This window comes from Lysinibacillus sp. 10T31 (genome assembly GCF_056394365.1).
In genome coordinates this window covers 71,001-96,423 of the sequence record NZ_JBFTHS010000017.1, presented here as the reverse complement: position 1 = coordinate 96,423, position 25,423 = coordinate 71,001, and the positions used below count along the sequence as shown (strand labels likewise).

Here is a 25,423-nt window from a genome sequence, read left to right as displayed (position 1 = left end):
AAAAAGAAATTAAGAGTTATATGATTTACTACAATCATTATCGAGGGCAATGGAATTTAAAAAAGCTGCCGCCTGCAAAATACAGACAGCAGCTTCAAAAAGTTGCCTAACCTTTTTTTAAATGTCCTTTACAAAGGGTACATTTTAAAAATTCATACCACCCTTTATTAAATCAATTATGTCTCGGCATAATTGCGTCCGAAATCGGCTTTGTGCTTAGGCCTGCGTGAGGGCCGACACGATGTCGGTCATTTCGGTAATGCCACAGGACGTGGCGTTTTTACCGATGCAGGTCAGTTAGCTGTTATCACATGAATGCGATGTTTTTAGGCTAACATCCTTTAAGAACTCCTTTCCGATTCCGTGACATCCGCCGGAGGCTTAACTTCTTTCAGTGGGTGTTTGAACACCCGCTGAAAGGAGTTAAAGCTCTCCTGCTTTTAATTTTCCATGCCAGTCTTTTAAGAATGGGATGTCTCCTTCTTGAATAGCGCCTGATTCATTAGCTGCTTCAATTAAATAATCGAAATTTGTTAGAGATACATATTTAATGCCTGCCTCTTCAAATGCCTGTTCAGCACGTGGAAGGTTGTATGTGTAGACGCAAACAACGCCTAGTACTTCACAGCCTGCTGCACGTAAGGCTTCTACAGCAGTAATAGATGAGCCGCCTGTAGAAACGATATCTTCTACTACTACGACTTTTTGACCTGCTGCGTATTTTCCTTCGATTTGGTTACCACGGCCATGTTCTTTTGCTTTAGAGCGTACATAAACCATAGGTAAATCTAAAATATCACTTACCCACGCTGCATGTGGAATACCTGCTGTTGCTGTACCTGCTACGATTTCTGTTGTACCAAAGTTTTCTTTAATAAGAGATGCTAAACCGTTTGCTAATTGCTTACGAATTACAGGGTCAGAAATTGTCAGACGTGTATCACAGTAGATTGGGGATTTAATGCCTGATGCCCATGTGAATAGTTCTGTTGGATTTAATTCTACTGCACCTACTTTTAACATAGCGTGTGCGATTTCATTTTGTAATGTCATAGTTATGCCTCCCATAATTCACTTACGATTTTATATGCTGCTACTGGATCTTGTGCACCTGTAACGGCACGTCCAACGACGATTAAAGAAGAACCATCACGTTTTGCGCCGTCTGGTGTTGCAATGCGCTTTTGGTCGTGTGCGTCGCCACCTGCTAATCGGATACCAGGTGTCACACGTAAGAAATCTTCACCGCACACTTCAGCAATAGCTTTTGCCTCATGTACGGAGCAGACAACACCATTTAAACCAGCTTGTTTTGTTAAGCTTGCATAATGTAATACAGACTCCTGTAAAGATAAAGCAATTTTTTGCTCTGCCTGCATTTGCTCTTCTGTTGTAGAAGTCAGCTGTGTTACGGCAATTAATGCCGCACGTTCACGTCCTGCTAGAGTACCCGCTTCAAGTCCCTCAAGCGCTGCCTCCATCATTGGGCGTCCGCCCGCCGCATGAACGTTGACTAAATCTACCCCTAATTTTGCTAGACCTTTCATAGCAGAGCCAACTGTATTAGGAATATCGTGTAATTTTAAATCTAGAAAAATATCATGACCTAGATCTTTTACCTTGCGTACAATATCCGGCCCTTCCTGCATATATAATTCCATACCAATTTTCACAAAAAGAGGCTCGTTAAAGTGCTTTAGAAAGTTGAATACTTCTGCTTCTCCAGGAAAATCTAGTGCAAGTATTGGTTTTGTATTCATAGACGATGACTCCTTCCGATAATTTCTGAAATATGCTCTACTCCTAATTTATCGAGCATTGCTGGTAGTTCATCAATAATATTTGGACAAACGAAGTGATCGACAAAGTTTGCTGTTCCAACAGCAACTGCAGATGCGCCAGCTGACATAAAGTCAATAACATCCTGCGCTTCTGTCACGCCACCCATCCCAATTATCGGAATATTGACAGCCTTATACACTTCATAGACCATGCGAATCGCAACTGGTTTTACGGCAGGACCAGATAAGCCGCCTGTACCATTGGCAATCACTGGCTTACCTGTACGCTCGTCTAAACGCATACCAATTAGTGTATTAATCATTGTAATACCATCTGCACCACCTGCTTCAACAGCTTGTGCGATTTCTACGATGTTCGTTACGTTTGGAGACAATTTCACGTATACAGGCACTTCAGAAACAGCTTTGACTGCTTTCACTAACTCACGAGCAGTTGCAGGGTCTGTCCCAAATTGAATACCACCACATTTAACGTTCGGACAAGAAATATTAAGCTCTAATGCTTTAACATTTGGTGCACTAGAAATGCGTTGTGCTACTTCTACGTAATCCGCTGTCTCTGTACCCGCAACATTTGCAATGATTGGCACATCATACGCTTCTAAAAACTTTAATTCTTCATTCATTACTTTTTCGATCCCGGGATTTTGTAAACCAATTGCATTCAACATCCCTGCTGCTGTTTCTGCTACGCGTGGAGTTGGATTGCCGGGACGTGTTTCCACAGTCGTAGCTTTAATCATAATAGCGCCAAGCTTTGATAAATCATAAAGCTGCGCATATTCACGTCCAAAGCCAAAGCAGCCGGATGCTGGCATTATTGGATTTTTCAAGTCTAAGCCTGGTAATTGAATGTTTAAACGACTCATAATGCCACCGTACCTTTCGGGAAAACTGGACCGTCAGAGCATACTTTGACATAGTCTTTTGCTACTTGATCTGTTGTTTTACATACGCATGCAAAGCAAGCACCGATTCCACAGCCCATACGCTCTTCAAATGATAGATAACCTTCTTTTTCTGGATAAAAGCCTTCAAGTGCTTTTAACATTGGTAGCGGACCGCAAGAATAAAAGACATCAAATTCAGGTGCTCGTGACTCTAAAACATTTGTGACAAAGCCCTTTGTTCCTTTAGAACCGTCAACCGTTACATAATGCGTTTCACCAAGGGCACTGAATTCTTCCTCATAGAAGCATACATCCTCCGTTTGGAAGCCTAGCACATGAATTGTTTTAACACCACGTGCATTCAATTGCTTGGAAAGCTCATGCAATGGAGGTACTCCAATTCCCCCACCAACTAGTAGAGCTGTGCCTCCCTCTTTTACTGCTTCTACAGGGAACCCATTACCGATTGGACCAAGGACATTGACAAGCTGCCCTTCGCGATTTGTCGCTAACACTTTTGTTCCGCGACCCTCCGCACGATAAATCATTGTAAATTCGTTGTTGTCTTTATCTATATTTGCAATACTAATTGGTCGACGTAAAAGCGGCTCCAATGAATCTGACACCTTTACATGGACAAACTGGCCAGGTGTCATATCCTGAACCAGTTCTCCACGAAGTGTCAATTCGAAAATGTTTGTCGCAATTTGCTTTTGAGAGACGACCGTCATTTTCTCTTGACGAATCATATTAATGTACTACCTCCGCTTTTGGCATTTGTTCTGCTGTGAATGTCATTGATTCAATAACTCGAACCATCGCTTCCGCTGTGTCTAATGAAGTTAAGCAAGGTACGCCATTTTCTACAGACTCACGACGAATTCTGAAGCCATCACGTGCCGGCTGCTTGCCTTTTGTTAAAGTGTTGACAACAAGTTGTGCCTCACCGTTTTGAATTAAATCGATTAATGTTTCACCTTTTGCACCGATTTTGCCAACTACATCTGTGCGTACGCCTGCATCTTCAAACGCTTTAGCTGTACCTTCAGTTGCGACAATACGATAGCCTACTGTTGAGAAGCGTTTTGCAAGTGCAATTGCTTCCTCTTTATCTTTATCGGATACAGTGAACAATACTGTGCCTTCTGTACGAATTTCCATACCTGCTGCAACTAAGCCTTTGTAAAGTGCTTTTTCTAATGTTGCATCTTTACCCATTACTTCACCTGTTGATTTCATTTCAGGCCCTAGTGTAATGTCAACACGACGTAATTTAGCGAATGAGAATACTGGCACTTTAACGAAGACACCTTTTTGCTCTTGCGCTAAACCTGTTGGATAGCCTTGTTCTACGATTGATTTACCAAGAATCGCTTTCGTTGCGATATTCGCCATCGGAATGTTTGTAATTTTACTTAAGAACGGTACTGTACGAGATGAACGAGGGTTAACCTCGATGACAAATACTTCACCCTGTGAAATTACATATTGAATGTTCATTAAGCCTACGATACCAAGACCTTTTGCAAGGCGAGTTGTATAATCCACTAACGTATCTTTTTGCGCTTGTGTTAATTTTTGTGGCGGGTATACAGAGATCGAGTCACCAGAGTGAACCCCTGCACGTTCGATATGCTCCATAATACCTGGAATTAAGACATTTTCACCGTCACAAATGGCATCTACTTCAATTTCTTGACCAGTTAAGTAGCGGTCTACTAATACTGGGTGATCCGGAGATGCTTCTACTGCGTTCTCCATATAATGTTGTAATTCTTCTTGGTTGTAGACGATTTCCATCGCACGTCCACCTAGTACGTATGAAGGACGAACTAGTACAGGGAAGCCTAGGCGTTCACTAATAGCAAGTGCTTCCTCCGTTGATACAGCTGTTTGACCTAGTGGCTGTGGAATGTTCAAGTCGCGTAATGCTTGTTCGAACTTGTCTCGATTTTCTGCACGGTCGATATCTTCAAGTGTTGTACCTAAGATTTTCACGCCATTGGCAACTAATTTATCAGCTAGATTAATAGCTGTTTGACCACCGAATTGTACAACTACTCCAATTGGTTGCTCAAGGTCGATAATATGCATAACGTCTTCGATTGTTAATGGCTCGAAGTATAATTTATCTGAAATCGAGAAGTCAGTGGATACTGTCTCTGGATTCGAGTTAATGATAATCGCTTCGTAGCCCGCTTCTTGAATTGCCCATACTGAGTGTACTGTTGCGTAGTCGAATTCAACCCCTTGACCAATGCGGATTGGACCAGAACCAAGTACCACAACTGACGGCTTATCTGATTTAATCGATTCGTTTTCATCTTCATATGTGCCATAGAAGTATGGTGTTTCAGATTCAAACTCCGCTGCACATGTATCAACCATTTTATATACTGGGATAATGCCATTTTCTTTACGATATGCATATACTTCTTCTGGTGTTGTTTCCCAAAGCTCAGCAATTTTCTTATCTGCAAAGCCTAGACGTTTTGCTGTACGTAACACATCTTTATCGTTTTTATGGTCAGCAAGTGTTTGCTCCATATCTACGATGTTTTTGAATTTATTTAAGAAGAATAAGTCAATTGCAGACCATTCATGGATTTGCTCAATTGTTACACCACGACGAAGTGCTTCTCCGATAAAGAATAGACGCTCGTCACCTGCTTTGCGGATACGTTTTTCAATCCAAGAATCAGAGTTCTCTTCTGCATGTTTTAGCTCTAAGTGAACTTGACCTGTTTCAAGAGAGCGTACTGCTTTTAGCATAGCTTCCTCAAACGTACGACCAAGTGCCATTACTTCACCAGTCGCTTTCATTTGTGTACCAAGATTACGCTTTGCTGATTCGAATTTATCGAACGGCCAGCGTGGAATTTTCGCCACGATGTAGTCTAGAGCTGGCTCGAAGCAAGCATACGTAGAACCTGTTACAGGGTTTTTGATTTCATCTAATGTTAAACCAACTGCGATTTTTGCTGCTAGCTTTGCAATTGGATAGCCTGTTGCTTTTGAAGCTAGCGCTGATGAACGCGATACACGAGGGTTTACTTCGATCACATAGTAATTAAAGCTGTATGGATCAAGTGCTAACTGTACATTACAGCCACCTTCAATTTTAAGTGCTCGGATAATATCTAATGAAATATTACGTAGCATTTGGTTTTCTCGATCTGAAAGTGTTTGTGTAGGTGCCACTACAATAGAGTCACCTGTATGAATTCCAACGGGGTCAACGTTTTCCATGTTACATACTACGATTGCGTTGTCGACAGCATCACGCATTACTTCATATTCGATTTCTTTATAACCAGCGATTGATTTTTCTAGTAAACATTGTGTTACTGGAGAATATTTTAGACCAGATGTCACGATTTCCTCTAGATCTTGATCGTTGTAGCAAATACCGCCGCCTGTACCACCAAGCGTGAAGGCAGGACGAACGATTACTGGGTAGCCAATTTTCGCTACAAAGTTTTTCGCTTCGTCTAAGTTATGAATAATATCTGATTCAGGAACTGGAGCACCTAGTTCATACATTAAATTACGGAATAGATCGCGGTCTTCTGCTTTATGGATCGCGTCTAATTTCGTTCCAAGAATTTCAATACTAAGCTCATCTAAAATTCCTGATTTATCTAATTCAATGGCCATGTTTAAACCTGTTTGACCACCAAGTGTTGGTAGGATTGCATCCGGACGTTCTTTACGTAGAATTCGTGATACAAACTCAAGTGTAATAGGCTCAATATATACTTTGTCGGCAATTTCTGTATCTGTCATTATTGTTGCAGGGTTTGAGTTTATTAAAATAACGCGATAGCCTTCTTCTTTTAAAGAAAGACAAGCTTGTGTTCCTGCGTAGTCAAATTCTGCTGCTTGTCCGATAACGATTGGACCTGATCCGATTACTAAAATAGTTTCAATATCTGTACGTTTAGGCATGTTGTTTCCCCTTCCCTGCTTCTACTTCCATCATTTCGATAAATTCATCAAATAGGTGATTTGAATCCTCTGGACCCGGTGATGCTTCTGGGTGATATTGCACCGTGAAGATTGGATATTTCTTGTGACGTACACCCTCACAAGTACCATCATTTAATGCGATATGTGTTATTTCTAAATCTGTATCTTTTAATGAATCGATGTCGATCGCATAACCATGGTTTTGAGATGTTAAGTCTGTGCGACCTGTGCGTAAATCTTTTACCGGATGGTTACCACCTCGGTGACCGAATGGTAGTTTGAAGCTTCGTGCACCACATGCTAGCGAGAAGATTTGGTGACCTAAGCAAATGCCGAACATTGGTACTTTTCCGATTAAATTACGTACGGTTTCGATGCCTTCTGCTACATCTTCAGGGTTACCTGGACCGTTTGACAGCATAATACCATCTGGATGCCACGCTAAAATTTCTTCTGCTGATGTATTGTAAGGGACAACGAGTACATCGCAATCACGTTTGTTTAACTCTCGAAGAATACCGTGCTTCATACCATAGTCAATTAATACGACGCGTTTGCCACGACCTGGTGATGGGTAGGCTGCTTTCGGTGATACTTCACGAACATGATGTGTAATCGCTGGTGTTGCCTGTAATGTTGCTACGACTTCATCCACGTTCACTTCTTCATCTGCCGCTGTTAAAATAGCCTTTACTGACCCTTTACTGCGAATAATGCGTGTTAATTTTCGTGTATCGATCCCTTCAATCCCCGGGATATCCTTTGAAGTTAAGTACTCATCCACCGTTAAATCACAACGGAAGTTTGAAGGAGTTTTTGCTAATTCACGAACTACAAATCCACGAATAGCTGGTGTGATAGATTCAAAGTCATCACGGTTAATACCGTAATTACCGATTAAAGGGTAAGTTAACGTTACGATTTGTCCGTAGAATGAAGGATCTGAAATTGTTTCCTGATAACCTGTCATCCCTGTCGTGAATACAACCTCGCCTTGCGAAGCTCGCTCACTACCGAACGCTGTACCTGTAAATACTGTGCCATCTTCTAAAATAAGTAAACGTTTTTTCATTACTCTGCCTCCTGGTATACGATATTGCCTTCAAAAATTGTTAGCACTGGCCATCCTTTTGCTACCCAACCATTGAATGGTGTATTGCGTCCTTTTGATACAAAGCCTTCTGCATCAATTGTTTGCTCTTTATTTAAATCAATTAAAATCATATCTGCCGAAGCACCAACTTCTAATGCGCCATATGGTAAATCAAAAATTTGAGCTGCCTTGACTGTCATCCAGTCAATCAACTGTTTTAACGTCCATTTCCCTGTTTCTACAAACTGTGTGTAAAGCAGTGGGAACGCTGTTTCGAAACCTACAATGCCAAACGGAGCACCAACCATACCACAGCATTTTTCTTCTACTGTATGTGGAGCATGATCTGTAGCGATACAATCGATTGTGCCGTCTAGCATAGCTGCGTGAAGTGAGTCTTTATCATCTGCTCCACGTAATGGAGGATTCATTTTCCAGTTTGCATCATCTGATGGGATATCCATTTCTTCAAGTAATAAATGATGTGGGCAAACTTCCGCAGTGACGCGAATACCCGCTGCTTTCGCGTCACGTACTGCACGTACAGATTCCTTCGTTGATACGTGACATACGTGGTAGCGTGCTCCGGCTGCTTCTGCCAGTAGAACATCTCGTGCAATTTGAACGGATTCACAAATCGATGGTATTCCTGGTAAACCAAGCTCTTGATTGCGCTTCCCTTCATGCATCACACCGTCGTAAATTAATGAGTTATCTTCGCAGTGTGCGACAACTACCATACCGTGTTGTGCTGCATCCTTCATTTGCTCATACATTGTTGATGCAAGCTGGATACCAACACCATCATCTGAAAATGCGACAGCCCCATGTGCTTTTAATTCTTCAATACTTGTACGAACCTCTCCTGAGATATCCTTTGTTAATGAGCCGTATGGAAGTACTCGAATAACTGCACTTTCTTTAATAAGACCGTTAATTAACTGCATATTTTCTACTGAGTCTGGCACTGGTTTTGTATTTGGCATCGCACAAATTGTAGTGAAGCCGCCTTTCGCTGCTGATGCTGAACCTGTAGCAATTGTTTCTTTATGTTCAAAGCCCGGCTCACGTAAATGCGTGTGTACATCGACAAAGCCTGGTGCAACAACTAAACCATTTCCTTCAATAATTTCTGCGTCTGCTATAGTTACGTTTTGACCTATTGCAGTAATTTTGCCGTCTACCATAGCGATATTTACTGTTTGTAGCTCGCCTTGTTCATTTAGCATTTGTACATTTTGAAGAACCTTTGTCATGTTATTCTCTCCCCTTTAAAATTGTTTCAACAATAGCCATTCGTGTATAGACACCATTACGAACCTGCTCGAAAATTCTAGAACGCTCGCATTCTACTAGCTCTGAAGCAATTTCTACATCACGATTGACCGGTGCTGGATGCATAATAATTGCCTTTTCCTTCATTTGTTTCTCACGTTCAATTGTTAAACCGTACTCATCATGATAGCTCTCTTTTGAGAAGCTTTTATTAACCTTATGACGTTCATGCTGCACACGAAGTAACATAATCACATCGCTTATTTCGATTAAATCATCCCAAGAATGATGCGCTTCGAAACTACCTGCCCAATCTTCTGGACAAAGGAAATGAACATTTGCTCCTAAACGCTGTAACGCTAACGCATTCGATTTCGCTACACGGCTATGGCATATATCTCCAGCGATTGTCACATTCAACCCTTCAAAAGAACCAAACTCTTTTTTGATTGTATAAAGATCTAATAATGATTGAGACGGATGCTGACCAGTTCCGTCACCTCCATTAATAATGGATACATCGATGCCTTCAAGTAGTTCATTGTAATACGCATCTTCCTTTGCGCGAATGACTACTGCATCCATACCAATCATTTCTAACGTCTTAACCGTATCGTACAATGTCTCTCCTTTAGAGACGCTTGAAAAGCTACCGTCAAATGGTATAACGATACAACCAACTTTGCGCTCTGCCATTTCAAAGCTTGTTTTCGTACGTGTACTTGGTTCGAAAAATAAATTTGCGACGTTGTATGGGCGAGATAATGATGATGCTTCACCATTCTCAAAAGCTTGCGCACGATCTAGAATGTGGTTAATTTCTTCAATTGTTAAATGTTCCATCGATAATAAGTTCTTCATCGTGTACCTCCACTGGGTTGTGTTTCATGAACGTTATGTATAACGTTCTCTAAAATCAATTTCGCCTTGGCGTAATTGCGTCCGGATTTTGAATTGTGCGAGCACAATTCATTCCTTTCAAAATCCGCGACATCCGCCGGAGGCTTTATCTTCATTCATCTCACCTTCAGGGGGATGAATGAAGATAATAAAAGCCTCGTTGATGTCATCAACGAGGCATAAGGAGGCGCGACAAACTACAGCAGGATCCATTCCTACTTTTAGACTGTCTACAACTTCCCCTTTTTTGCCTCTCTGGACAATTCATTAAAAGGTACTTCTATGAATTTTTATTTTGATTGTGCGGTATTGGTATATCCGCTTCTTTTTTACCTGGTAGGATGGCATTTAAAACAACACCGATAATCGCTGCTAATGCCATACCTTCGATACTTAGTGATTCTGAAACTACGAACTTCGCACCACCGATACCAATGACTAAAATAACTGAGGCAATGACCAAGTTACGACTATTACCAAAGTCGATATGATTATCAACTAACATTCGTAATCCACTTGCTGCAATGATACCGAAGAGTAAGATGGACACCCCACCAAGAACAGCTGTTGGAATTGTAGCAATAACTGCCATTGCTTTCCCGAAGAATGATAGTAAAATGGCTACGACTGCCGCACCTGCAATGACATACACACTGTAAACACGCGTGATAGCAAGGACACCGATATTTTCACCGTAAGTTGTTTTCGGTGGACCACCGATTAATGCACTAATAAATGTTCCAATTCCATCACCTAAAAGTGAACGGTGTAAGCCTGGCTCTTTAATATAATCTCGATTAACAACTTTCCCTAATACTAACTGGTGACCAATATGCTCGGAAATCGTTACGATAACGATTGGCACCATTGTTAGGAGTAGCTTTGTAGTAAGTTCAAACTCATAGTGAACACCTGGGATTAAGAAGTCAGGTAGTGCAAAGAAATCTGCTTTCGCAATTGGTGAATAATCAACAATGTTGATCATCATCGAGTAAACATATCCTACGATTAAGCCAATTAAGATCGGCATTGTACTTAAAATGCCTTTAAAGGCTATCGTGAAAATTATGGCTGTAAATAAAGTCACTAACGCTGCTGAGAAGTGTAAAAAGTTATATTCACCATCTACATTCATCGCCATACTTACCGCTGTCCCTGATAGTCCAAGACCAATTACCATTATGACAGGTCCTACTACAATCGGCGGTAAAATTTTCATAATCCATTTGTAGCCGCTTTTCCAGATAATTAGGGATACGATACCATATGTAATCCCGACTGCCATTGCACCAATCATCGCATGACCTGGATTTACACTTGAACCATCTTCATTTAAACCACCTGCGGCAAGTAAAATCGGTGCGATAAAGGCAAAGGATGAACCTAAATATGCTGGCACTTGAAATTTCGTAATTAATAAGAAGAACAGTGTAGCAATTCCACTTGTTAAAAGGGCAATCGCTGGACTAAGACCAACCAACTGAGGAACTAAGATCGTTGACCCAAACATGGCAAACATGTGCTGGAAACTTAATGTCACTAGTTGGACTGGGGTCGGTTTATCTTTAATATCTAATACTGCATTTGACATAATGCTTCCTCACTTTATAGTTAGTCTTCTTTAAAAATGATGACGCAATCTTCTCCGTCTACCTCTTGTAAATTTACGACAATACGCTCAGCGCCAGATGTTGGTACATTTTTGCCAACATAATCAGCTCTTATTGGTAGTTCTCTATGACCTCTGTCGATCAGGACTGCAAGTTGAATTTGTGAAGGTCGCCCTAAATCCATTACTGCATCAAGTGCTGCGCGTACTGTACGTCCTGTGTAAAGTACATCATCGACTAGAATAATTTTTTGATTAACGACCACATCATCAATATCTACTTGTTCAACATGTGCCTGTTCATTATCATGCTTTGTTGTTAAATCATCTCGATAAAGGGTGATGTCTAGCTCCCCCGTACGGATTGGTTTGCCTTCAATTTTTTCAATTCGTTCTGCAAGACGCCTTGCAAGAAAGGCACCTCGTGTTTTAATACCAACTAGAATACATTCATCGATTCCTTTATTGCGTTCAATAATTTCATGTGCAATGCGTGTTAACGCTCTTGCCATAGATGGGCCATCTAATAACTCATTTTGTGCCATGTAAGTTTCCTCCTCTCTTTTATTTATTGTGGTCATGTGTCCATAAAAAAACCTCTCAAGGCGAATGGCCTGAGAGGGTTATATACGTGTTTAAATAGTATGTTGAAAAATTTGCATCACAAATTTTTTACAACACATTCACATGTACCTTCTCAGCCTCTCTGGACTGTCATTAAAGGTGAATATTTAGTTAAGTTGTTCATTCACTTTCGTTAGTATAGACCTTCTTTTACTATACGTCAATGACTATTTCTTAAATCATTTAATAATTGTTCATAATCAACAGGAATTGGTGTTTCAAACTCCATATATTCGCCTGATGTAGGGTGATCGAACCCTAAAATTCCTGCGTGTAATACTTGTCCACCAAAGTCCATTGTCTTTTTTGGTCCATATTTTGGATCACCAACAAGTGGGAATCCAATATATTTCATATGCACACGAATTTGATGAGTTCGTCCTGTTTCTAAGCGACATTCTACAAGAGTGTATTCGCCAAAGCGTTCGATAACTTGGAAGTGAGTTACTGCATGCTTCCCTTTATCGACAACTGCTTGTTTTTGACGATCTTTTTGATCGCGTCCAATCGGTGCATCAATTGTGCCTTTATCATGTGCAATATGCCCGTGAACTAGCGCAGTATATTTACGTGTTACTGTTTTATTGACTAGCTGATTCACTAACGATTCATGAGCTGCATCATTTTTAGCAACCATCAATAATCCTGATGTGTCCTTATCAATACGATGGACAATCCCCGGACGCATAACGCCATTAATACCTGATAAATCCTGACAATGATACATTAAGCCGTTTACAAGAGTACCTGTCATATGTCCAGGTGCTGGATGGACAACCATACCCTTTGGTTTATTTACAACAAGAACATCTGCATCTTCATAAACAATATCAAGCGCTAAGTTTTCAGCAATAACATCTAATGGCTCTGCTTCGGGTACATCAATTTCTACAATATCCCCTACTTTTACCTTATACTTCGCCTTGACAGTCTCTCCATTTACTTTGACAATACCATCAGTAATCCAATTCCCGATTTGTGTACGCGACCACTCTGATTGCACACCTGAAAGCGCCTTGTCAATGCGCTCTCCCTGTTGTTGTTCTTCCATTGTATATGATACTTGCGTCATTCTTTCACCTGTTTCTTTCCTTTTTTATCTTCAACGATTAAGCCAATCATTAATATCACTACCGCCATAGTTAAAGCAGCATCTGCAATATTGAAGATTGGGAAATCATAATTAATTACTGGAATTAAGACATGTACAAAATCGACCACTTCACCTCTAAATATACGGTCAATAAAATTACCTATAGCTCCGCCTAATAAAAACATTAAGCCTACTTGAAAAATAGGTTTACCCTTAGCCTCTTTATGATAAAAGTATAGGATAGCACAAATCACGCCTATCGTGACAATGCTAAATAACCACATTTGTCCTTCTAGCATCCCCCATGCCGCTCCTCTATTGCGATGAGACAATATCCCAAACCAAGGATCCCATACTGAAATTCGCTCGCCAAACTCCATATTTTTCACAATTAGCCATTTTGTCCACTGATCTAAAATAACTACGAATACGGCCAATCCATAATATTTATACACAAACACTCCTCCGTTCGCTCAACATCTAACCTATTCTACCATAACAGCCCATCTCAGAATAACTAATATAGCATGAAAATATGGATCATCACCATTGTAGGGGTAGATTTCCCTTCCGACTGGGCGCTTTCCTGCGGATGTTTGTTGAGCTATCTGTCACTTTGGCGGTTCTATCTATGGTTTTGGTGGTTCTATTCACGGTTTTGGGGGCTCTATCCGTCGTTTGGACTCTTCTTTCCGTCGTTTTGGCCTTTCTTTCCGTCGTTTTGGCCTTTCTTTCCGTCACTTCGGCCCTTCAATCCGTCGCTTTGGCCTTTCTTTCTGTCGCTTTGGTGGTTCTATCCACGATTTTGACTGCTCTATCCACGATTTTGGCGGCTCTATCCACGATTTTGACTCTTTTATCAGTCGCTTCGACTCTTCTTTCCGTCGCTCTCGGCTTTCTATCCGTCGCTTCGGCTCTTCTTTCCGTCGTTCTGGTTTCTATCAGGTTTCAATCCGTCATTCTGGCTCTTCTTTCCCGCTTTGGCTGCTCTATCCACGACTTTGACCGTTCTATCCACGATTTTGGCGGCTCTATCCACGATTTTGACTGTTCTATCCACGACTTTGGCGGCTCTATCCATCACTTCGACTCTACCTTCCGTCGCTCTGGTTTCTTTTCGTCGCTTCGGCTCTTCTTTCCGTCGTTCTGATTTCTTTCCGTCATTCTGGCTCTTCTTTCCCCGCTTCGGCGGCTCTATCCACGATTTTGGCGGCTCTATCCACGATTTTGACTGTTCTATCCACGACTTTGGCGCCTCTATCCATCACTTTGACTCTTCTTTCCGTCGCTTCGGCCTTTCTTTCCGTCACTTCGGCCTTTCTTTCCGTCACTTTGGCCTTTCTTTCCGTCATTCTGGCTCTTCTATCCGTCGCTTTGGCCTTTCTTTCTACTGTTCTATCCACGATTTTGGCGGCTCTATCCATCACTTCGACTCTACCTTCCGTCGCGCTGGTTTCTTTCCGTCACTCCGGCCTTTCTTTCCGTCGCTCTCGGCTTTCTATCCGTCGCTTCGACTCTTCTTTCCGTCGCTCTTATTTTCATCCGTCGCTTCGGCTCATTCATCCATCGCCCTGGTTTCTTTTCGTCACTTCGGCTCTTCTTCCATCGCCCTGGTTTCTTTTCGTCACTTCGGCTCTTCTTCCATCGCTCTGGTTTCTATCCGTCATTCGGGCTCTTCTATCCGTCACTCCGGCCTTTCATTCCGTCACTTTCGTTCCTGCAAAAAAAAGCTATTACCATCACTTCATAAGTAATGGCAATAGCTTTTCAATTTTTATTCAATGCTATACAGATGCAGAAGTTTCAGGCTGTTTCAGACTCTTTTGAATGCACACGCTTCATGAAATCATTAACATCTGCTGGTACTTTTCGATCTAATAATGACACAATAACTACGGATAAGAAGCCTACTGGAACTGTCACTATGCCTGGGATTTTAAATTGTAAGAAGCTTGGTAATGTTCCTGGTAGAAAAATCATCCACATAGATACGCCCAGACCAATGAGTAAACCTGCAATTGCTCCTTTTTCTGTCATGCCTCTCCACCAAATACCTAAAATAAATATTGGTGTAAAGGTACTCGCTGCAACAGTAAAGGCTAGCGCCACTAAATGTCCTATGGATGCATCCTTAACTAGTAAGCCCAATGCTCCGTATAAAATACCTAATAAAACAATTGCTACTTTCCCTGCAACTACTCGTTGTTTTTCTGTAATATCCTTTTTCATTATGCTTGCATATAAATCATGGGCTAATGCACCTGAGCTTGTGATAAATAACCCTGATAAATTCGAGAATATGGCCGCAAATGCACCTGCTATGACTAGTCCAAGTAGCCATTTGCCTCCTAGTGCCAGTGCTGTTGTAGGGATAACCATGTTGTTTCCGCCAAGCACTAGATCACGCATTACTTCATCACTTGCTGTACCCGAGATGAAAATAGAACGACCTACAACACCTAAAAATACAGCTAATAAGAAAAACGTACTGGCAATCCCAATCGCCATTAATGCTGATTTACGAGCCGCCTTAGCACTTGGATTCGTATAAAATCTTAGTAATATATGCGGGAGGCCTATTGTTCCTAATGCTAAACCTATTGTCATACTGATGGTTTGCCAAAATGTCGGGAAATAAAAGCCTGTTCCTGTCCATGCAGCCCCATCAAAATTAATATCATTTCCATCTAGTGCATATGGTGAGGTTCCTGTTATCGGACCGCTGAATGAATTAATAGCCGCTAAAATTTTATCGTAATGCAAACCACTATACATCGCTGCAATCAACATAACAGCAAACRCACCCAGGCGAATCCAAAGCTCTAAAGCTTGGTTGATTGTTGTTCCTTTCATACCGCCTATCCCTACATAGAAAACCATTACAATACAAGTAAAGATGATGCCGAATTCATATGAAGTCCCAAAAAACATACTTAAAATTTGTGCAGCCCCTAATAATTGTGGTGCTGCATAAAAACCAGAAATCGCTAAAACCACAGCTACAGCTACTAGCCGAGCTCGTCTACTATGAAAACGATAGGCTAAAAAATCGGCAACGGTAAATGCTCCAAAACGTCTTAACGGACCTGTCACAAAAATAGCTAACAACGTTAATCCAATAGAGAAGCAAAATGCATAATATGCACCGTCATATCCTAATTGAAAAGTTAAACCAGCTATCCCAAGAAATGTAGCTGCGCTTAAATAGTCTCCTCCAATTGCAGAACCATTTGTAAACCATCCAAAACTTCGTCCCCCAACAAAGAAATCGGATGCCGTTGCATTTCTTTTCGTTAAATACGTAATGTATACAATTGTTCCCATTAATACAATTGTCATTAACATCTTTGGTTCTAATAGAGCTTTCATCATTCTACATACCCCCTTAGCTAAAACTACTTATTTAGTATTTCGTATTTCTTTAGGCGTTTTTCGTACAATGCTGTATGCACATACGCAATAATAAAAGCCATTAACATCATTACGACGGTTGTCACAAACCATGTAACTGTCATACCACCCCAAATTTTCTTGAAAGCAAGCTCCGGAGCAAACCAGTTCATAACTGGAATACTAAAAATTAAAATGAAATAAAATACCGTTAAGCTAAAACCTGTAGTAAACTCATCTTTCATAATTTTGTTAGTAGTTGCATCTAGCGGTGGAAGATCCTTCACATCTACAGTTCCAGCTTCCACGTATTCATAATCATGACTCCCTACTTCCGCCATATTTCAGCTCCCCCTCTCTGTATCAGCGAATAATTATCTGAAATTTCAAATTATTATTCACTACAATTATTCTATTCTATTTAATCTATAAAATAGTTACAAAATATTGCTGTATTAGTACAAAAAAATGCTATTTTAAGTTAAAATATTTTTATCATTTTCCATTTTAAATAGAAAGGAGATGTTAGCATATTAAATATTGTTTGGTACATTGAAAATTCAAATGAAAAACTACAAATGGACTACTGGTTAGAAGAATTTTTACCTAATACCTTTATTAATTGTGAAGAACCCAAAACAGAGACTTCCGCCATCATTATCTATGAAATCAACCATTTATTTGACTGGGTAAAGATAAATCGGTTAAAAAGAAATTATCCTAATAGTATAATTATCCCTATTGTTGCAGAACACCTTACCTACTCAACTGGTATAGCAATCGAACTAAATTTGTCCGCACTTCTTATAAAGCCATTACAGAAAGCAAAATTTCTAAGAATTGTTAAAAAGCTTTATACATCCTACAAAGAAAAACAGGCAAGTACTCTTACAATGCTTGAGTTATCGCAGCAAATTACGCAAGACCATACTTCACCCTTCCGAGAAGCTTTTTTAAAACGGCTTATACGAGGAGAGGTTGAAAGTGAGCAGGAAATAATCCAGTCATCATCTTTCTTATCGAGGCATTGCATCCCAAATATCGTCTTTTTAATCCAGGGCTATATAGATGTAAATGAAGGTGGACCTATCCCTCATGATGCAAGCAGTGTTATAACAAATGTATTCCACCAAAACTTTGCTAATAAAGCACCCCTAACCTTCTTACATTTTGAACGTTATTTACTGTTGCTTATGCGCATTCCTAATGAATACACATCTTTTAAGCATTGGTCTGAGGGGGAAGCTTGTTTACTTGAGGTTATTGAAGTGTTGAAAAAAGATTATTGTATCCATCTTTTTATGGGGATTGGTGGAGTTTTTCAGGACGCCATGCAAGTCAAGGAATCCTATAGCCAAGCTCGAAAGGCACGGAGGAAACCGCCCGTTCATAGTATTCATATACGATTTTATGAAGATTTAACAAAGCAAGAACAGCTCCAAAAGGCTATCCAATATATCGAGGAGCATTATGATGAACAACTGACGATTAGTGATGTTGCCAAATATATCAACTTTAGTGCTACTCATTTTAGCAGATTATTTAAAAAAGAGACTGGTCGCAATTTTGTGGATTATGTAGCCTTTACACGTATCATCAAGTCACTGCCGTATTTGCGAAAATACGATTACACCATCGAAAAAATCTCCTTCATCTGTGGCTTTAACACACCTAATTATTTCAGCCTTACCTTTAAGAAATATGTCGGCATATCCCCAACAGACTACCGTAATACGCAAGAAATATTATTTAAATAGTTCACAACACGCAAATGAAGCATTCAAGTCACTCCACTACAAAAAAGAATCTGCTAGACCTCAATGACAAAGTAAAAAACGCAAGCCCCCCATCACCAGGAGACTTGCGTTATTAATTACATAGAATGCAGATTCTTATTTATTGTTTATTTTTAAGCGTAATACTTTTCTACAACTTCAGCACAACGCGCACACACTGTTGGTTGTGCTTCATTTGAGCCGACTGTTTCAGAAATAGACCAGCAACGCTCACATTTTTCACCTGTTGCCTTTTCTACAACAATCGATGCATGTTCTAGAGCTAATGCATCTGCAGGTGCAGCTTCAATTGATGCTACTTCAAAGGCAGAAACGATTGAAAGCTGTGCAAAGTCAATGCTTGCATCATTTAATAATGCTGCCACATCTTCTTTCGCATAAACTGTCACTTTCGCTTCAAGTGATTTACCGATTGTTTTTGCATTACGAGCTTCTTCTAATGCTTTTAAAATATCATCACGAACATCAATAATTTTCACCCATTTTGTACGTAGGCTTTCGAAGTTTTCATATTCATGTACTTCTGGGAAGTCTGTTAATTGTACAGATACCTCTTCTACAACACCTTGAGCACGTAAGTAAGACCACATCTCGTCACTTGTATGAGGAATAATAGGTGACATTACTTTTACTAATGTCATTAATGTGTCATAAATAACTGTTTGCATCGCACGGCGATCTTTGTTGTCATGGCCTTCGATGTACACAACATCTTTTGCAATATCTAAATAGAATGAAGATAATTCTACAGCAACAAAGTTATTCACTGCATGATAAACCGCTGCGAAATCATAGCGATCATATGCAGCACGTACAGTTTTTAATACATCCTGTAAGCGCATATAAACGTACTGATCCATTTCACGAAGATCCTCATATGCTACTCGATCTTTCGTTACATCGAAATCAGCTACATTTCCGTGTAAGAAACGGAATGTGTTACGGATTTTTCGATAAACCTCAGATACTTGCTTCAACATATCCATTGAGATACGAACGTCGGCTGTATAATCTACAGAAGCAACCCATAAACGCAGAATATCTGCTCCATATTGATCCATAACCTTTTTCGGGATAATTACATTCCCTAAAGATTTACTCATCTTACGACCTTCACCATCTAGCACGAAACCATGTGTTAATAGTCCCTTATATGGTGCATAGCCATTAATAGCTACAGAAGTAATTAATGATGAGTTGAACCATCCACGGTGTTGGTCAGAGCCCTCTAAATATAAATCAGCTGGATATTTCATACCACGTTCTACTAGCACACCTTGGTGAGAAGAACCTGAGTCAAACCAAACGTCCATAATATCGTTTTCTTTTGTAAATTCACCGTTCGGGCTACCTGCATGTGTGAAACCTTCTGGTAATAATTCATTTGCTGTTTTTTGGAACCAAATATTTGACCCATGTTCACGGAATAACGCAGAGATATGAGCGATTGTTTCTGGTGTAATAATCGGCTCTCCATTTTCAGCATAGAAAATTGGAATTGGCACGCCCCATGCACGCTGACGTGAAATTACCCAGTCTCCACGGTCACGAATCATATTATAAAGACGAGTTTCACCCCAAGCAGGTGTAAATGTTGTTGATTTCACAGCGTCTAGTAACTCATCACGGAATGCATCTATTGACGCAAACCATTGTGGTGTTGCACGATAAATAACTGGTTTCTTCGTACGCCAGTCATGTGGATAAGAGTGTGTAAAGAAGTTAAGTTTTTCTAATGCGCCTACTTCTTTTAATTTTTCTGTGATTAATTTGTTTGCATCATTGTAGAATACACCTTCAAAACCAGGTGCTTCATCTGTATAGCAGCCGCTATTATCAACAGGGCTAAGAATTGGTAGACCATATTGCTTACTAATATGATAGTCATCTTCCCCGTGTCCTGGTGCTGTATGAACACAGCCAGTACCCGCTTCAGCAGTTACGTGCTCTCCAACCATCACAAGAGATTCACGGTCATAGAATGGGTGCTGTGCAACAATTCGATCTAATGCATCACCTTTAACTTCTTGAACAACTTCGTATGCTTCCCACTCAAGTTCGTTAGCAACTGTTTCTAATAATTCTTTTGCAATGATGAATTTTTTATCTGCAACTGCAACAACCACATAGATAAATTCAGGGTTCACAGAAATCCCTAAGTTTGCTGGAATTGTCCAAGGTGTTGTTGTCCAAATGATCATTTTAGCATCTGCTGGGACAACACCTTTAGCATCTTTAAGCGCAAAGCTTACATAAATAGAAGGCGATTTAATATCTTGATATTCAATCTCTGCTTCTGCAAGTGCAGATTCAGATGATGGAGACCAGTAAACTGGTTTTAAACCTTTATAAATATAGCCTTTTTCAGCCATCTTTCCGAATACTTCAATTTGACGTGCTTCAAATTCAGGCTTTAATGTAATATATGGATTTTCCCAATCACCACGAACACCTAAACGGCGGAATTGTGTACGTTGGTTGTCGATTTGCTCGTAAGCATACTCTTCACATAATTTACGGAATTCAGCAACAGTCATTTCTTTGCGCTTTACACCTTTGTTCGTAAGTGCTTGCTCAATTGGTAAACCATGTGTATCCCAACCTGGAATATAGTTTACATGGTAGCCAGTCATAGAGCGATGACGCGTAATCATATCTTTCAGTACTTTATTTAAAGCATGGCCGATATGGATATCACCATTTGCATATGGAGGTCCATCGTGTAACACATACTCAGGGCGTCCTTCTGTACGCTCCATCTGTAATTTATTAATGTCCATTTCATTCCATTTTTCTTGCATCTTCGGTTCATTTGCCGGTAAGTTTCCACGCATTGGGAAATCTGTTTTTGGCATTAATAAAGTATCTTTGTACTCAACCATTTTTCAATTCCTCCTTTATTTTACAAACAAAGAACATATGCACTAAGGCGCTCATTCACATACGACAGTTATTAGGCTCATCATTATAACGTGTGGTTGATTTCCGTTCCGGCTGGGCGCTTTGCCGCTGACGCTTCGCTTTCGCACAGATAAAACATTTGCCGCTGACGCTTCGCTTTCGCGCAGAAAAAACATTTGTTGCTGACGCTTCGCTTTCGCGCAGAGCTTCCTGGGGGCGTCCGATGAGCCGCTTGGGCCAACAGATGTTTTTTGCGCGAAAGCGTAGTGCAACGTAGCGGCAGCAGCAGGATGTTGGTCACGAAGGCGTTATCACAGGACGTGATGCTTTTAGCCTTCGTTCCTCTATATCGCTAATCCCCAAGGAGTCGCCCAGCCTCCACTCCAATCAACTTATTTACATAGTAGACGTTTTAACAAAAGTCATCCATAACTTTTGATGATGAACCCAGATTTTAACAACGTAAGTATAAGTTCAAACATAGCATTTTTCCACCAATAAAAATTGGAAGCCTTTCGCCATTTGAGCATAAAAAAAAGCCTCTCAATCCCTCAAAGGGACGAGAAGCTTATACTCGCGGTACCACCCTAATTGTAGCACAAAATTGTACTACCACTCTTAAAGCACGTTAACGTTGTGCATCACGAAATAACTTACTGCATTCAGTTATTTTAGCTCAGAAGTGATGTTCATTGTTATTTGCTTGTTCGGGCTCACACTATCCCCAAATCGCTTAACTACGCCTAACAAATACTGTCTTCGTCTCTGCCTGTTTTGCATATGTGTACAAAATAATTACTATTACATTAGTATATGAAAATCATACAATCACGTCAAGTTTCACTTATTGCTACATACTATAGGATTAAACTTGATCGGCTTCCTGTGCTTCTTCAACAGATGATTGAATTTCAGTAAGGTCAATATCGTATTGTAGCAAATGGTCCCAATCGTCTGCATTTAGTAAATCCAGTTGTGCCTCTACTAGCATTTTAAAACGATTACGGAATACCTTTGATTGCTTTTTCAGCTCATCAATTTCAATTGTTACTTTACGAGCCTTTGTTAAAGCCTCATTGATAATACGATCAGCATTTTTTTCTGCTTCCTTCACAATGAGTTTAGCCTCTTTTTGAGAATTTCTTCGTACTTCATCAGCTGCTTCTTGTGCAACAACAATTGATTTTTGTAACGTTTCCTCTAATGTGTTAAAATGTCTCGCTTGTTCTAAAGAAATTTCTAGTTCTCTGTCTACTTCCTTTTTTTCACGTAACAAAATTTCATAGTCTTTAATAATTTGATCTAAAAATTCATTTACTTCATCTTCAGCATAACCTCTGAAAGATTTAGTAAACTCCTTATTATGTATATCAATAGGTGATAATGGCATACGATCCTTCTCTCCTTTACATGTACATTCGTACTTTCTATTATACAATTGTTCCAACAACTTAGCAGTAAAAATTAATGAAATTTACTTGATATTTAGCTTTTTTGGGTCAATCGACCGATTTGCAAACGAATTTTATCTTTTTTTGTACGGCCTTCAGTCATCATAATTTTTATTCGACCGCTTCCGCGTACAGATAAAATATCTCCTTCTTGTAATTCAAAAGCAACTGTATCTCGTTCAGTCCAATTGACACGTACCTTTTTACCTGTAATTAATGCTTGTGCCTTCTGACGAGAAATTTTTAAAATCGTTGAGATAATCACATCTAAACGCATAGAAGAAACAGTATGAGACTCTTCTAGCCACTCATCCTCGTTTTGTAGCAATGGCTCCGTCTCTTTAATCGATTCTACATGTACCTTTACTTTGCCGATGCCTGTTAAATGTAAGCGTACATATTCCGCTACCTCATTCGCTACTACAAATTGTACTAGATGGTCATTGACACGAATATCACCGAATTTACCACGATCTAATCCTAAAGATAACAAAGCTCCAAGGACATCTGGATGTCGTAATTGGACAAATTTCACAGGATATTGAATCGTAAATACTGTAAGCTGGAAATCTTCCTCCATAGGCTCATAATAAGTAGGATAAATCAGCATACGTTGTCTTTCTGCACCATCAAAGAGCCCAGCACTAGCTGTTTTTAATGTGTCATTCTGTCCAATTATCGATGCAACAATAAAGCGCTGTCGAGGATCTAGAAAATCAGTAAGCTTTGGAGCATATCGATCCTCTACCTCATGCTGCCAGCCCACAACCTGTTCAATAAAAGGCTGTTCATCTTTTCTAAAATGCTGTATTAAATGCTCCATGTAACTTCTCCTCTATTATCACTCTTTTACTTGTACAATTTCATTGGTATTTTAAGGATTTATAAAAATAGGCTCATAATCAAAGTGGAAGTAGATTTCCGTTCCGGTTGGGTCCGATGAGCCGCCTCGCTTCGCTCCAGGGAGTTGCCCAGCCTCACTCCAATCAACTTTATACATAGTTCTACTCACGCTTAGGAATTCGAGGGAATCACCAATAAATTGTTTATTTAGTATTCCCCATAAATAAAAAATCCCCACCATTCGTGAGGATTTCTTTTAAGCAAACATCTCGTATATTTTTAAAATAACAATAAAAAGCCCTTTTTGAATATAATTAAGGAGAAATATTGCTACGATAGGTGAAATATCAATCATGCCAATTGGCGGAATAAATTTTCTGAAAATCCCTAGATAAGGTTCACAAACTTTTGCTAACATTCGTCCAACTGATGAATTTTGAACAGCAGGAACCCAAGACATTAAAACATATGCGACTAACATTAATGAATAGGCATAAAATGCTAATGACACATACTTCAAGATTAAATAAAAAGTCATATAAACTACAATCCTCGCTATTAATTATCGTCTAAAATAAAATTCGAAATTTCTCCAGACACTTCTACATTATCAGGTGTGCATAGGAAAATGTCTTTTCCGATTCTTTGAATATCACCGCCAAGTGCATAAACTGTGCCACTTAAAAAATCAATAATCCTTATACCTTGCTCTCGCTCAATACGTTGTAAATTGACGATTGTTGCGCGCTTATTTTTTAAGTGTTCCGCAATGTCCTGTGCCTCGGCATAAACTCTAGGTTCAACTAATACAACTTTTGAGCCTTTAGAATTCATTGCTGCTTGCAAACTTACAATGTTATTTGTAGTTGTTGTACTCTGCGGAAAAATTTCCTGAACAGGTGCCTTACGCTCCTTCATAACTTTTTTAGGCTTCACTGATTGAATCTGTTGCTGTTGTTGTACGGGTTGTTGTTGTTGCTGTTGAATAGGAGCTTGCGTGATTTCTTCTTCTAGTTCTTCCTCAAGATAAAAGAAATTTTTAATTTTATTTTTCATGCTCATCCCGTTCCCCTCTTTCATTTCCAACAAGAGCCGTTCCAACTCGAACAAATGTAGCCCCTTCTTCTACCGCAATTTCAAAGTCATTAGACATGCCCATTGATAACTCGGTACAAGGAGCGTTTGCGAATCCTTGCTCGGCTATTTGCTGTTGACATTGTTTTAATTGCTTAAAAACAGAGCGAATAATTGTATCCTCATCTGTATTTGGTGCCATTGTCATTAAACCAACAATTTGAACTTTTGTAAAATTCTTTAATGATTCAATAAAAGGCAGGACTTCTTCAATCGATAAACCATGTTTTGAATCTTCGCCTGAGACATTAACTTGTACAAAACATTTGACAGGTTTGTCTGCTCTTTTTTCAATTTCTTGTGCTAAACTTAAGCGATCTAATGAATGTAAATAATCAATACTGTTAATAACTTGTTTTACCTTACGTGTTTGTAAAGACCCAATATAATGCCAATGTACATCAGCTTGAATCGCCTCAACTTTACAATTTAAACCTTCAGGGCGGTTCTCTCCTAAATGCATAAGCCCTGCATCAATTGCTTCTTGTGTTCTTTCTACAGAAACTTCTTTTGTCACTGCAATAATTTGAACTTTCTCTGTTTCACGATTTGCATGTTTTTTTGCTGTTTGTATAAGATCATTAATTTTCTTTAAATTTGCTAAGATTTTTGTCAATGTTTTTCCCAACTTTACAACAATAGTTTCTTTTATT

The 25,423-nt window shown here is 39.7% G+C and carries 26 protein-coding genes and 1 other annotated feature; of the genes, 4 read left to right on the top strand and 22 right to left on the bottom strand.

Annotated features, from left to right (window positions below; translation table 11 throughout):
- Window positions 1-110, top strand: a 110-nt coding sequence (locus tag AC1DCY_RS11980; protein ID WP_477350376.1) for an IS3 family transposase, incomplete at its 5' end; no start/stop codon positions are given.
- A 313-nt stretch (window positions 111-423) separates the two neighbouring features.
- On the opposite strand, the gene pyrE is transcribed toward AC1DCY_RS11980, so the two are convergent.
- The 12 genes from pyrE to lspA all read right to left on the bottom strand — a co-directional run bounded on the left by pyrE (window position 424) and on the right by lspA (window position 13,710).
- Window positions 424-1,053, bottom strand: coding sequence for an orotate phosphoribosyltransferase (pyrE, locus tag AC1DCY_RS11975; RefSeq protein WP_268638070.1), 630 nt, complete (start codon window positions 1,051-1,053; stop codon window positions 424-426).
- A gap of 2 nt (window positions 1,054-1,055) precedes the next feature.
- Window positions 1,056-1,760: an orotidine-5'-phosphate decarboxylase gene (pyrF, locus tag AC1DCY_RS11970; protein ID WP_477350368.1), complete on the bottom strand. Its 705-nt coding sequence runs from the start codon at window positions 1,758-1,760 to the stop codon at window positions 1,056-1,058.
- Window positions 1,757-2,671, bottom strand: coding sequence for a dihydroorotate dehydrogenase (locus AC1DCY_RS11965; protein ID WP_477350366.1), 915 nt, complete (start codon window positions 2,669-2,671; stop codon window positions 1,757-1,759). Before AC1DCY_RS11965 ends, pyrF begins: the two co-directional genes overlap by 4 nt.
- On the bottom strand, window positions 2,668-3,441 hold the full coding sequence (locus tag AC1DCY_RS11960; RefSeq protein ID WP_477350365.1) for a dihydroorotate dehydrogenase electron transfer subunit: 774 nt from the start codon (window positions 3,439-3,441) through the stop codon (window positions 2,668-2,670). Before AC1DCY_RS11960 ends, AC1DCY_RS11965 begins: the two co-directional genes overlap by 4 nt.
- Before the next feature lies 1 nt (window position 3,442).
- On the bottom strand, window positions 3,443-6,640 hold the full coding sequence (gene carB / locus AC1DCY_RS11955; RefSeq protein WP_477350363.1) for a carbamoyl-phosphate synthase large subunit: 3,198 nt from the start codon (window positions 6,638-6,640) through the stop codon (window positions 3,443-3,445).
- Window positions 6,633-7,733 (bottom strand): carbamoyl phosphate synthase small subunit, encoded by a 1,101-nt coding sequence (locus AC1DCY_RS11950; protein ID WP_477350361.1) that lies wholly within the window; start codon window positions 7,731-7,733, stop codon window positions 6,633-6,635. The genes carB and AC1DCY_RS11950 overlap by 8 nt, the downstream gene beginning before the upstream one ends.
- Entirely contained in the window at window positions 7,733-9,010 is a 1,278-nt protein-coding gene (locus tag AC1DCY_RS11945) for a dihydroorotase (RefSeq protein ID WP_477350359.1), read from the bottom strand. Before AC1DCY_RS11945 ends, AC1DCY_RS11950 begins: the two co-directional genes overlap by 1 nt.
- Window position 9,011: 1 nt before the next feature.
- Window positions 9,012-9,890 (bottom strand): aspartate carbamoyltransferase catalytic subunit, encoded by an 879-nt coding sequence (locus AC1DCY_RS11940; RefSeq protein WP_477350357.1) that lies wholly within the window; start codon window positions 9,888-9,890, stop codon window positions 9,012-9,014.
- Between the two features lie 319 nt (window positions 9,891-10,209).
- Window positions 10,210-11,520 (bottom strand): solute carrier family 23 protein, encoded by a 1,311-nt coding sequence (locus tag AC1DCY_RS11935; RefSeq protein ID WP_477350355.1) that lies wholly within the window; start codon window positions 11,518-11,520, stop codon window positions 10,210-10,212.
- Window positions 11,521-11,540: 20 nt separating this feature from the next.
- Window positions 11,541-12,119 carry a bifunctional pyr operon transcriptional regulator/uracil phosphoribosyltransferase PyrR gene (pyrR, locus tag AC1DCY_RS11930; protein WP_477350353.1) on the bottom strand — a complete coding sequence of 193 codons (579 nt, stop codon included), beginning with the start codon at window positions 12,117-12,119 and terminating at the stop codon, window positions 11,541-11,543.
- Between the two features lie 203 nt (window positions 12,120-12,322).
- A complete protein-coding gene (locus AC1DCY_RS11925) occupies window positions 12,323-13,234 on the bottom strand; it encodes an RluA family pseudouridine synthase (RefSeq protein ID WP_477350352.1) in 912 nt (303 codons plus the stop codon).
- A complete protein-coding gene (gene lspA, locus AC1DCY_RS11920; RefSeq protein ID WP_477350350.1) occupies window positions 13,231-13,710 on the bottom strand; it encodes a signal peptidase II in 480 nt (159 codons plus the stop codon). The genes AC1DCY_RS11925 and lspA overlap by 4 nt, the downstream gene beginning before the upstream one ends.
- Before the next feature lie 176 nt (window positions 13,711-13,886).
- Between lspA and AC1DCY_RS11915 the strand changes: the two genes are divergently transcribed.
- Window positions 13,887-14,405, top strand: coding sequence for a hypothetical protein (locus AC1DCY_RS11915; protein ID WP_477350349.1), 519 nt, complete (start codon window positions 13,887-13,889; stop codon window positions 14,403-14,405).
- Complete coding sequence (locus AC1DCY_RS11910; RefSeq protein ID WP_477350347.1) at window positions 14,299-15,009, top strand: hypothetical protein; 711 nt, start codon at window positions 14,299-14,301, stop codon at window positions 15,007-15,009. The genes AC1DCY_RS11915 and AC1DCY_RS11910 overlap by 107 nt, the downstream gene beginning before the upstream one ends.
- 49 nt (window positions 15,010-15,058) lie before the next feature.
- Here AC1DCY_RS11910 and AC1DCY_RS11905 read toward each other — a convergent pair whose 3' ends face one another.
- Together AC1DCY_RS11905 and AC1DCY_RS11900 are read right to left on the bottom strand one after the other, a co-directional pair.
- Window positions 15,059-16,627 carry a sodium/solute symporter gene (locus AC1DCY_RS11905; protein ID WP_477350345.1) on the bottom strand — a complete coding sequence of 523 codons (1,569 nt, stop codon included), beginning with the start codon at window positions 16,625-16,627 and terminating at the stop codon, window positions 15,059-15,061.
- Window positions 16,628-16,650: 23 nt separating this feature from the next.
- Window positions 16,651-16,986, bottom strand: coding sequence for a hypothetical protein (locus tag AC1DCY_RS11900; protein ID WP_477350343.1), 336 nt, complete (start codon window positions 16,984-16,986; stop codon window positions 16,651-16,653).
- 237 nt (window positions 16,987-17,223) lie between these two features.
- Here AC1DCY_RS11900 and AC1DCY_RS11895 point away from each other — a divergent pair, with 237 nt between their 5' ends.
- Window positions 17,224-18,402 carry a helix-turn-helix transcriptional regulator gene (locus AC1DCY_RS11895; RefSeq protein WP_477350341.1) on the top strand — a complete coding sequence of 393 codons (1,179 nt, stop codon included), beginning with the start codon at window positions 17,224-17,226 and terminating at the stop codon, window positions 18,400-18,402.
- Window positions 18,403-18,554: 152 nt separating this feature from the next.
- Here AC1DCY_RS11895 and ileS read toward each other — a convergent pair whose 3' ends face one another.
- The 8 genes from ileS to AC1DCY_RS11855 all read right to left on the bottom strand — a co-directional run bounded on the left by ileS (window position 18,555) and on the right by AC1DCY_RS11855 (window position 25,386).
- On the bottom strand, window positions 18,555-21,323 hold the full coding sequence (ileS, locus tag AC1DCY_RS11890) for an isoleucine--tRNA ligase (RefSeq protein WP_477350339.1): 2,769 nt from the start codon (window positions 21,321-21,323) through the stop codon (window positions 18,555-18,557).
- A gap of 83 nt (window positions 21,324-21,406) precedes the next feature.
- Window positions 21,407-21,643 (bottom strand): hypothetical protein, encoded by a 237-nt coding sequence (locus tag AC1DCY_RS11885; RefSeq protein ID WP_477350337.1) that lies wholly within the window; start codon window positions 21,641-21,643, stop codon window positions 21,407-21,409.
- Window positions 21,644-21,894: 251 nt separating this feature from the next.
- Window positions 21,895-22,117, bottom strand: a binding site (T-box leader).
- Window positions 22,118-22,207: 90 nt separating this feature from the next.
- On the bottom strand, window positions 22,208-22,732 hold the full coding sequence (locus AC1DCY_RS11880) for a DivIVA domain-containing protein (RefSeq protein ID WP_477350336.1): 525 nt from the start codon (window positions 22,730-22,732) through the stop codon (window positions 22,208-22,210).
- A gap of 95 nt (window positions 22,733-22,827) precedes the next feature.
- Window positions 22,828-23,616 (bottom strand): YlmH family RNA-binding protein, encoded by a 789-nt coding sequence (locus AC1DCY_RS11875; protein ID WP_477350334.1) that lies wholly within the window; start codon window positions 23,614-23,616, stop codon window positions 22,828-22,830.
- 51 nt (window positions 23,617-23,667) lie between these two features.
- Window positions 23,668-23,793, bottom strand: coding sequence for a hypothetical protein (locus AC1DCY_RS11870; RefSeq protein ID WP_477350332.1), 126 nt, complete (start codon window positions 23,791-23,793; stop codon window positions 23,668-23,670).
- Window positions 23,794-23,892: 99 nt separating this feature from the next.
- On the bottom strand, window positions 23,893-24,174 hold the full coding sequence (locus tag AC1DCY_RS11865; RefSeq protein ID WP_477350330.1) for a YggT family protein: 282 nt from the start codon (window positions 24,172-24,174) through the stop codon (window positions 23,893-23,895).
- A 20-nt stretch (window positions 24,175-24,194) separates the two neighbouring features.
- Window positions 24,195-24,698 carry a cell division protein SepF gene (locus tag AC1DCY_RS11860; RefSeq protein ID WP_477350328.1) on the bottom strand — a complete coding sequence of 168 codons (504 nt, stop codon included), beginning with the start codon at window positions 24,696-24,698 and terminating at the stop codon, window positions 24,195-24,197.
- Window positions 24,682-25,386: a YggS family pyridoxal phosphate-dependent enzyme gene (locus AC1DCY_RS11855; RefSeq protein ID WP_477350327.1), complete on the bottom strand. Its 705-nt coding sequence runs from the start codon at window positions 25,384-25,386 to the stop codon at window positions 24,682-24,684. The genes AC1DCY_RS11860 and AC1DCY_RS11855 overlap by 17 nt, the downstream gene beginning before the upstream one ends.
- Window positions 25,387-25,423 lie beyond the last annotated feature (37 nt).

Excerpts from the sequence above, each read along its gene's own strand:
- AC1DCY_RS11950 (WP_477350361.1), bottom strand. The coding sequence starts at position 7,733 with ATGAAAAAACGTTTACTTATTTTAGAAGATGGCACAGTATTTACAGGT.
- AC1DCY_RS11960 (WP_477350365.1), bottom strand. The coding sequence starts at position 3,441 with ATGATTCGTCAAGAGAAAATGACGGTCGTCTCTCAAAAGCAAATTGCG.
- AC1DCY_RS11860 (WP_477350328.1), bottom strand. The coding sequence starts at position 24,698 with ATGAGCATGAAAAATAAAATTAAAAATTTCTTTTATCTTGAGGAAGAA.
- AC1DCY_RS11965 (WP_477350366.1), bottom strand. The coding sequence starts at position 2,671 with ATGAGTCGTTTAAACATTCAATTACCAGGCTTAGACTTGAAAAATCCA.
- AC1DCY_RS11895 (WP_477350341.1), top strand. The coding sequence starts at position 17,224 with ATGGACTACTGGTTAGAAGAATTTTTACCTAATACCTTTATTAATTGT.
- AC1DCY_RS11880 (WP_477350336.1), bottom strand. The coding sequence starts at position 22,732 with ATGCCATTATCACCTATTGATATACATAATAAGGAGTTTACTAAATCT.
- AC1DCY_RS11865 (WP_477350330.1), bottom strand. The coding sequence starts at position 24,174 with ATGACTTTTTATTTAATCTTGAAGTATGTGTCATTAGCATTTTATGCC.
- carB (WP_477350363.1), bottom strand. The coding sequence starts at position 6,640 with ATGCCTAAACGTACAGATATTGAAACTATTTTAGTAATCGGATCAGGT.
- AC1DCY_RS11945 (WP_477350359.1), bottom strand. The coding sequence starts at position 9,010 with ATGACAAAGGTTCTTCAAAATGTACAAATGCTAAATGAACAAGGCGAG.
- AC1DCY_RS11940 (WP_477350357.1), bottom strand. The coding sequence starts at position 9,890 with ATGAAGAACTTATTATCGATGGAACATTTAACAATTGAAGAAATTAAC.
- ileS (WP_477350339.1), bottom strand. The coding sequence starts at position 21,323 with ATGGTTGAGTACAAAGATACTTTATTAATGCCAAAAACAGATTTCCCA.
- pyrF (WP_477350368.1), bottom strand. The coding sequence starts at position 1,760 with ATGAATACAAAACCAATACTTGCACTAGATTTTCCTGGAGAAGCAGAA.
- pyrE (WP_268638070.1), bottom strand. The coding sequence starts at position 1,053 with ATGACATTACAAAATGAAATCGCACACGCTATGTTAAAAGTAGGTGCA.
- AC1DCY_RS11915 (WP_477350349.1), top strand. The coding sequence starts at position 13,887 with ATGGTTTTGGTGGTTCTATTCACGGTTTTGGGGGCTCTATCCGTCGTT.
- AC1DCY_RS11935 (WP_477350355.1), bottom strand. The coding sequence starts at position 11,520 with ATGTCAAATGCAGTATTAGATATTAAAGATAAACCGACCCCAGTCCAA.
- AC1DCY_RS11925 (WP_477350352.1), bottom strand. The coding sequence starts at position 13,234 with ATGACGCAAGTATCATATACAATGGAAGAACAACAACAGGGAGAGCGC.
- AC1DCY_RS11900 (WP_477350343.1), bottom strand. The coding sequence starts at position 16,986 with ATGGCGGAAGTAGGGAGTCATGATTATGAATACGTGGAAGCTGGAACT.
- AC1DCY_RS11875 (WP_477350334.1), bottom strand. The coding sequence starts at position 23,616 with ATGGAGCATTTAATACAGCATTTTAGAAAAGATGAACAGCCTTTTATT.
- AC1DCY_RS11870 (WP_477350332.1), bottom strand. The coding sequence starts at position 23,793 with ATGTATAAAGTTGATTGGAGTGAGGCTGGGCAACTCCCTGGAGCGAAG.
- pyrR (WP_477350353.1), bottom strand. The coding sequence starts at position 12,119 with ATGACCACAATAAATAAAAGAGAGGAGGAAACTTACATGGCACAAAAT.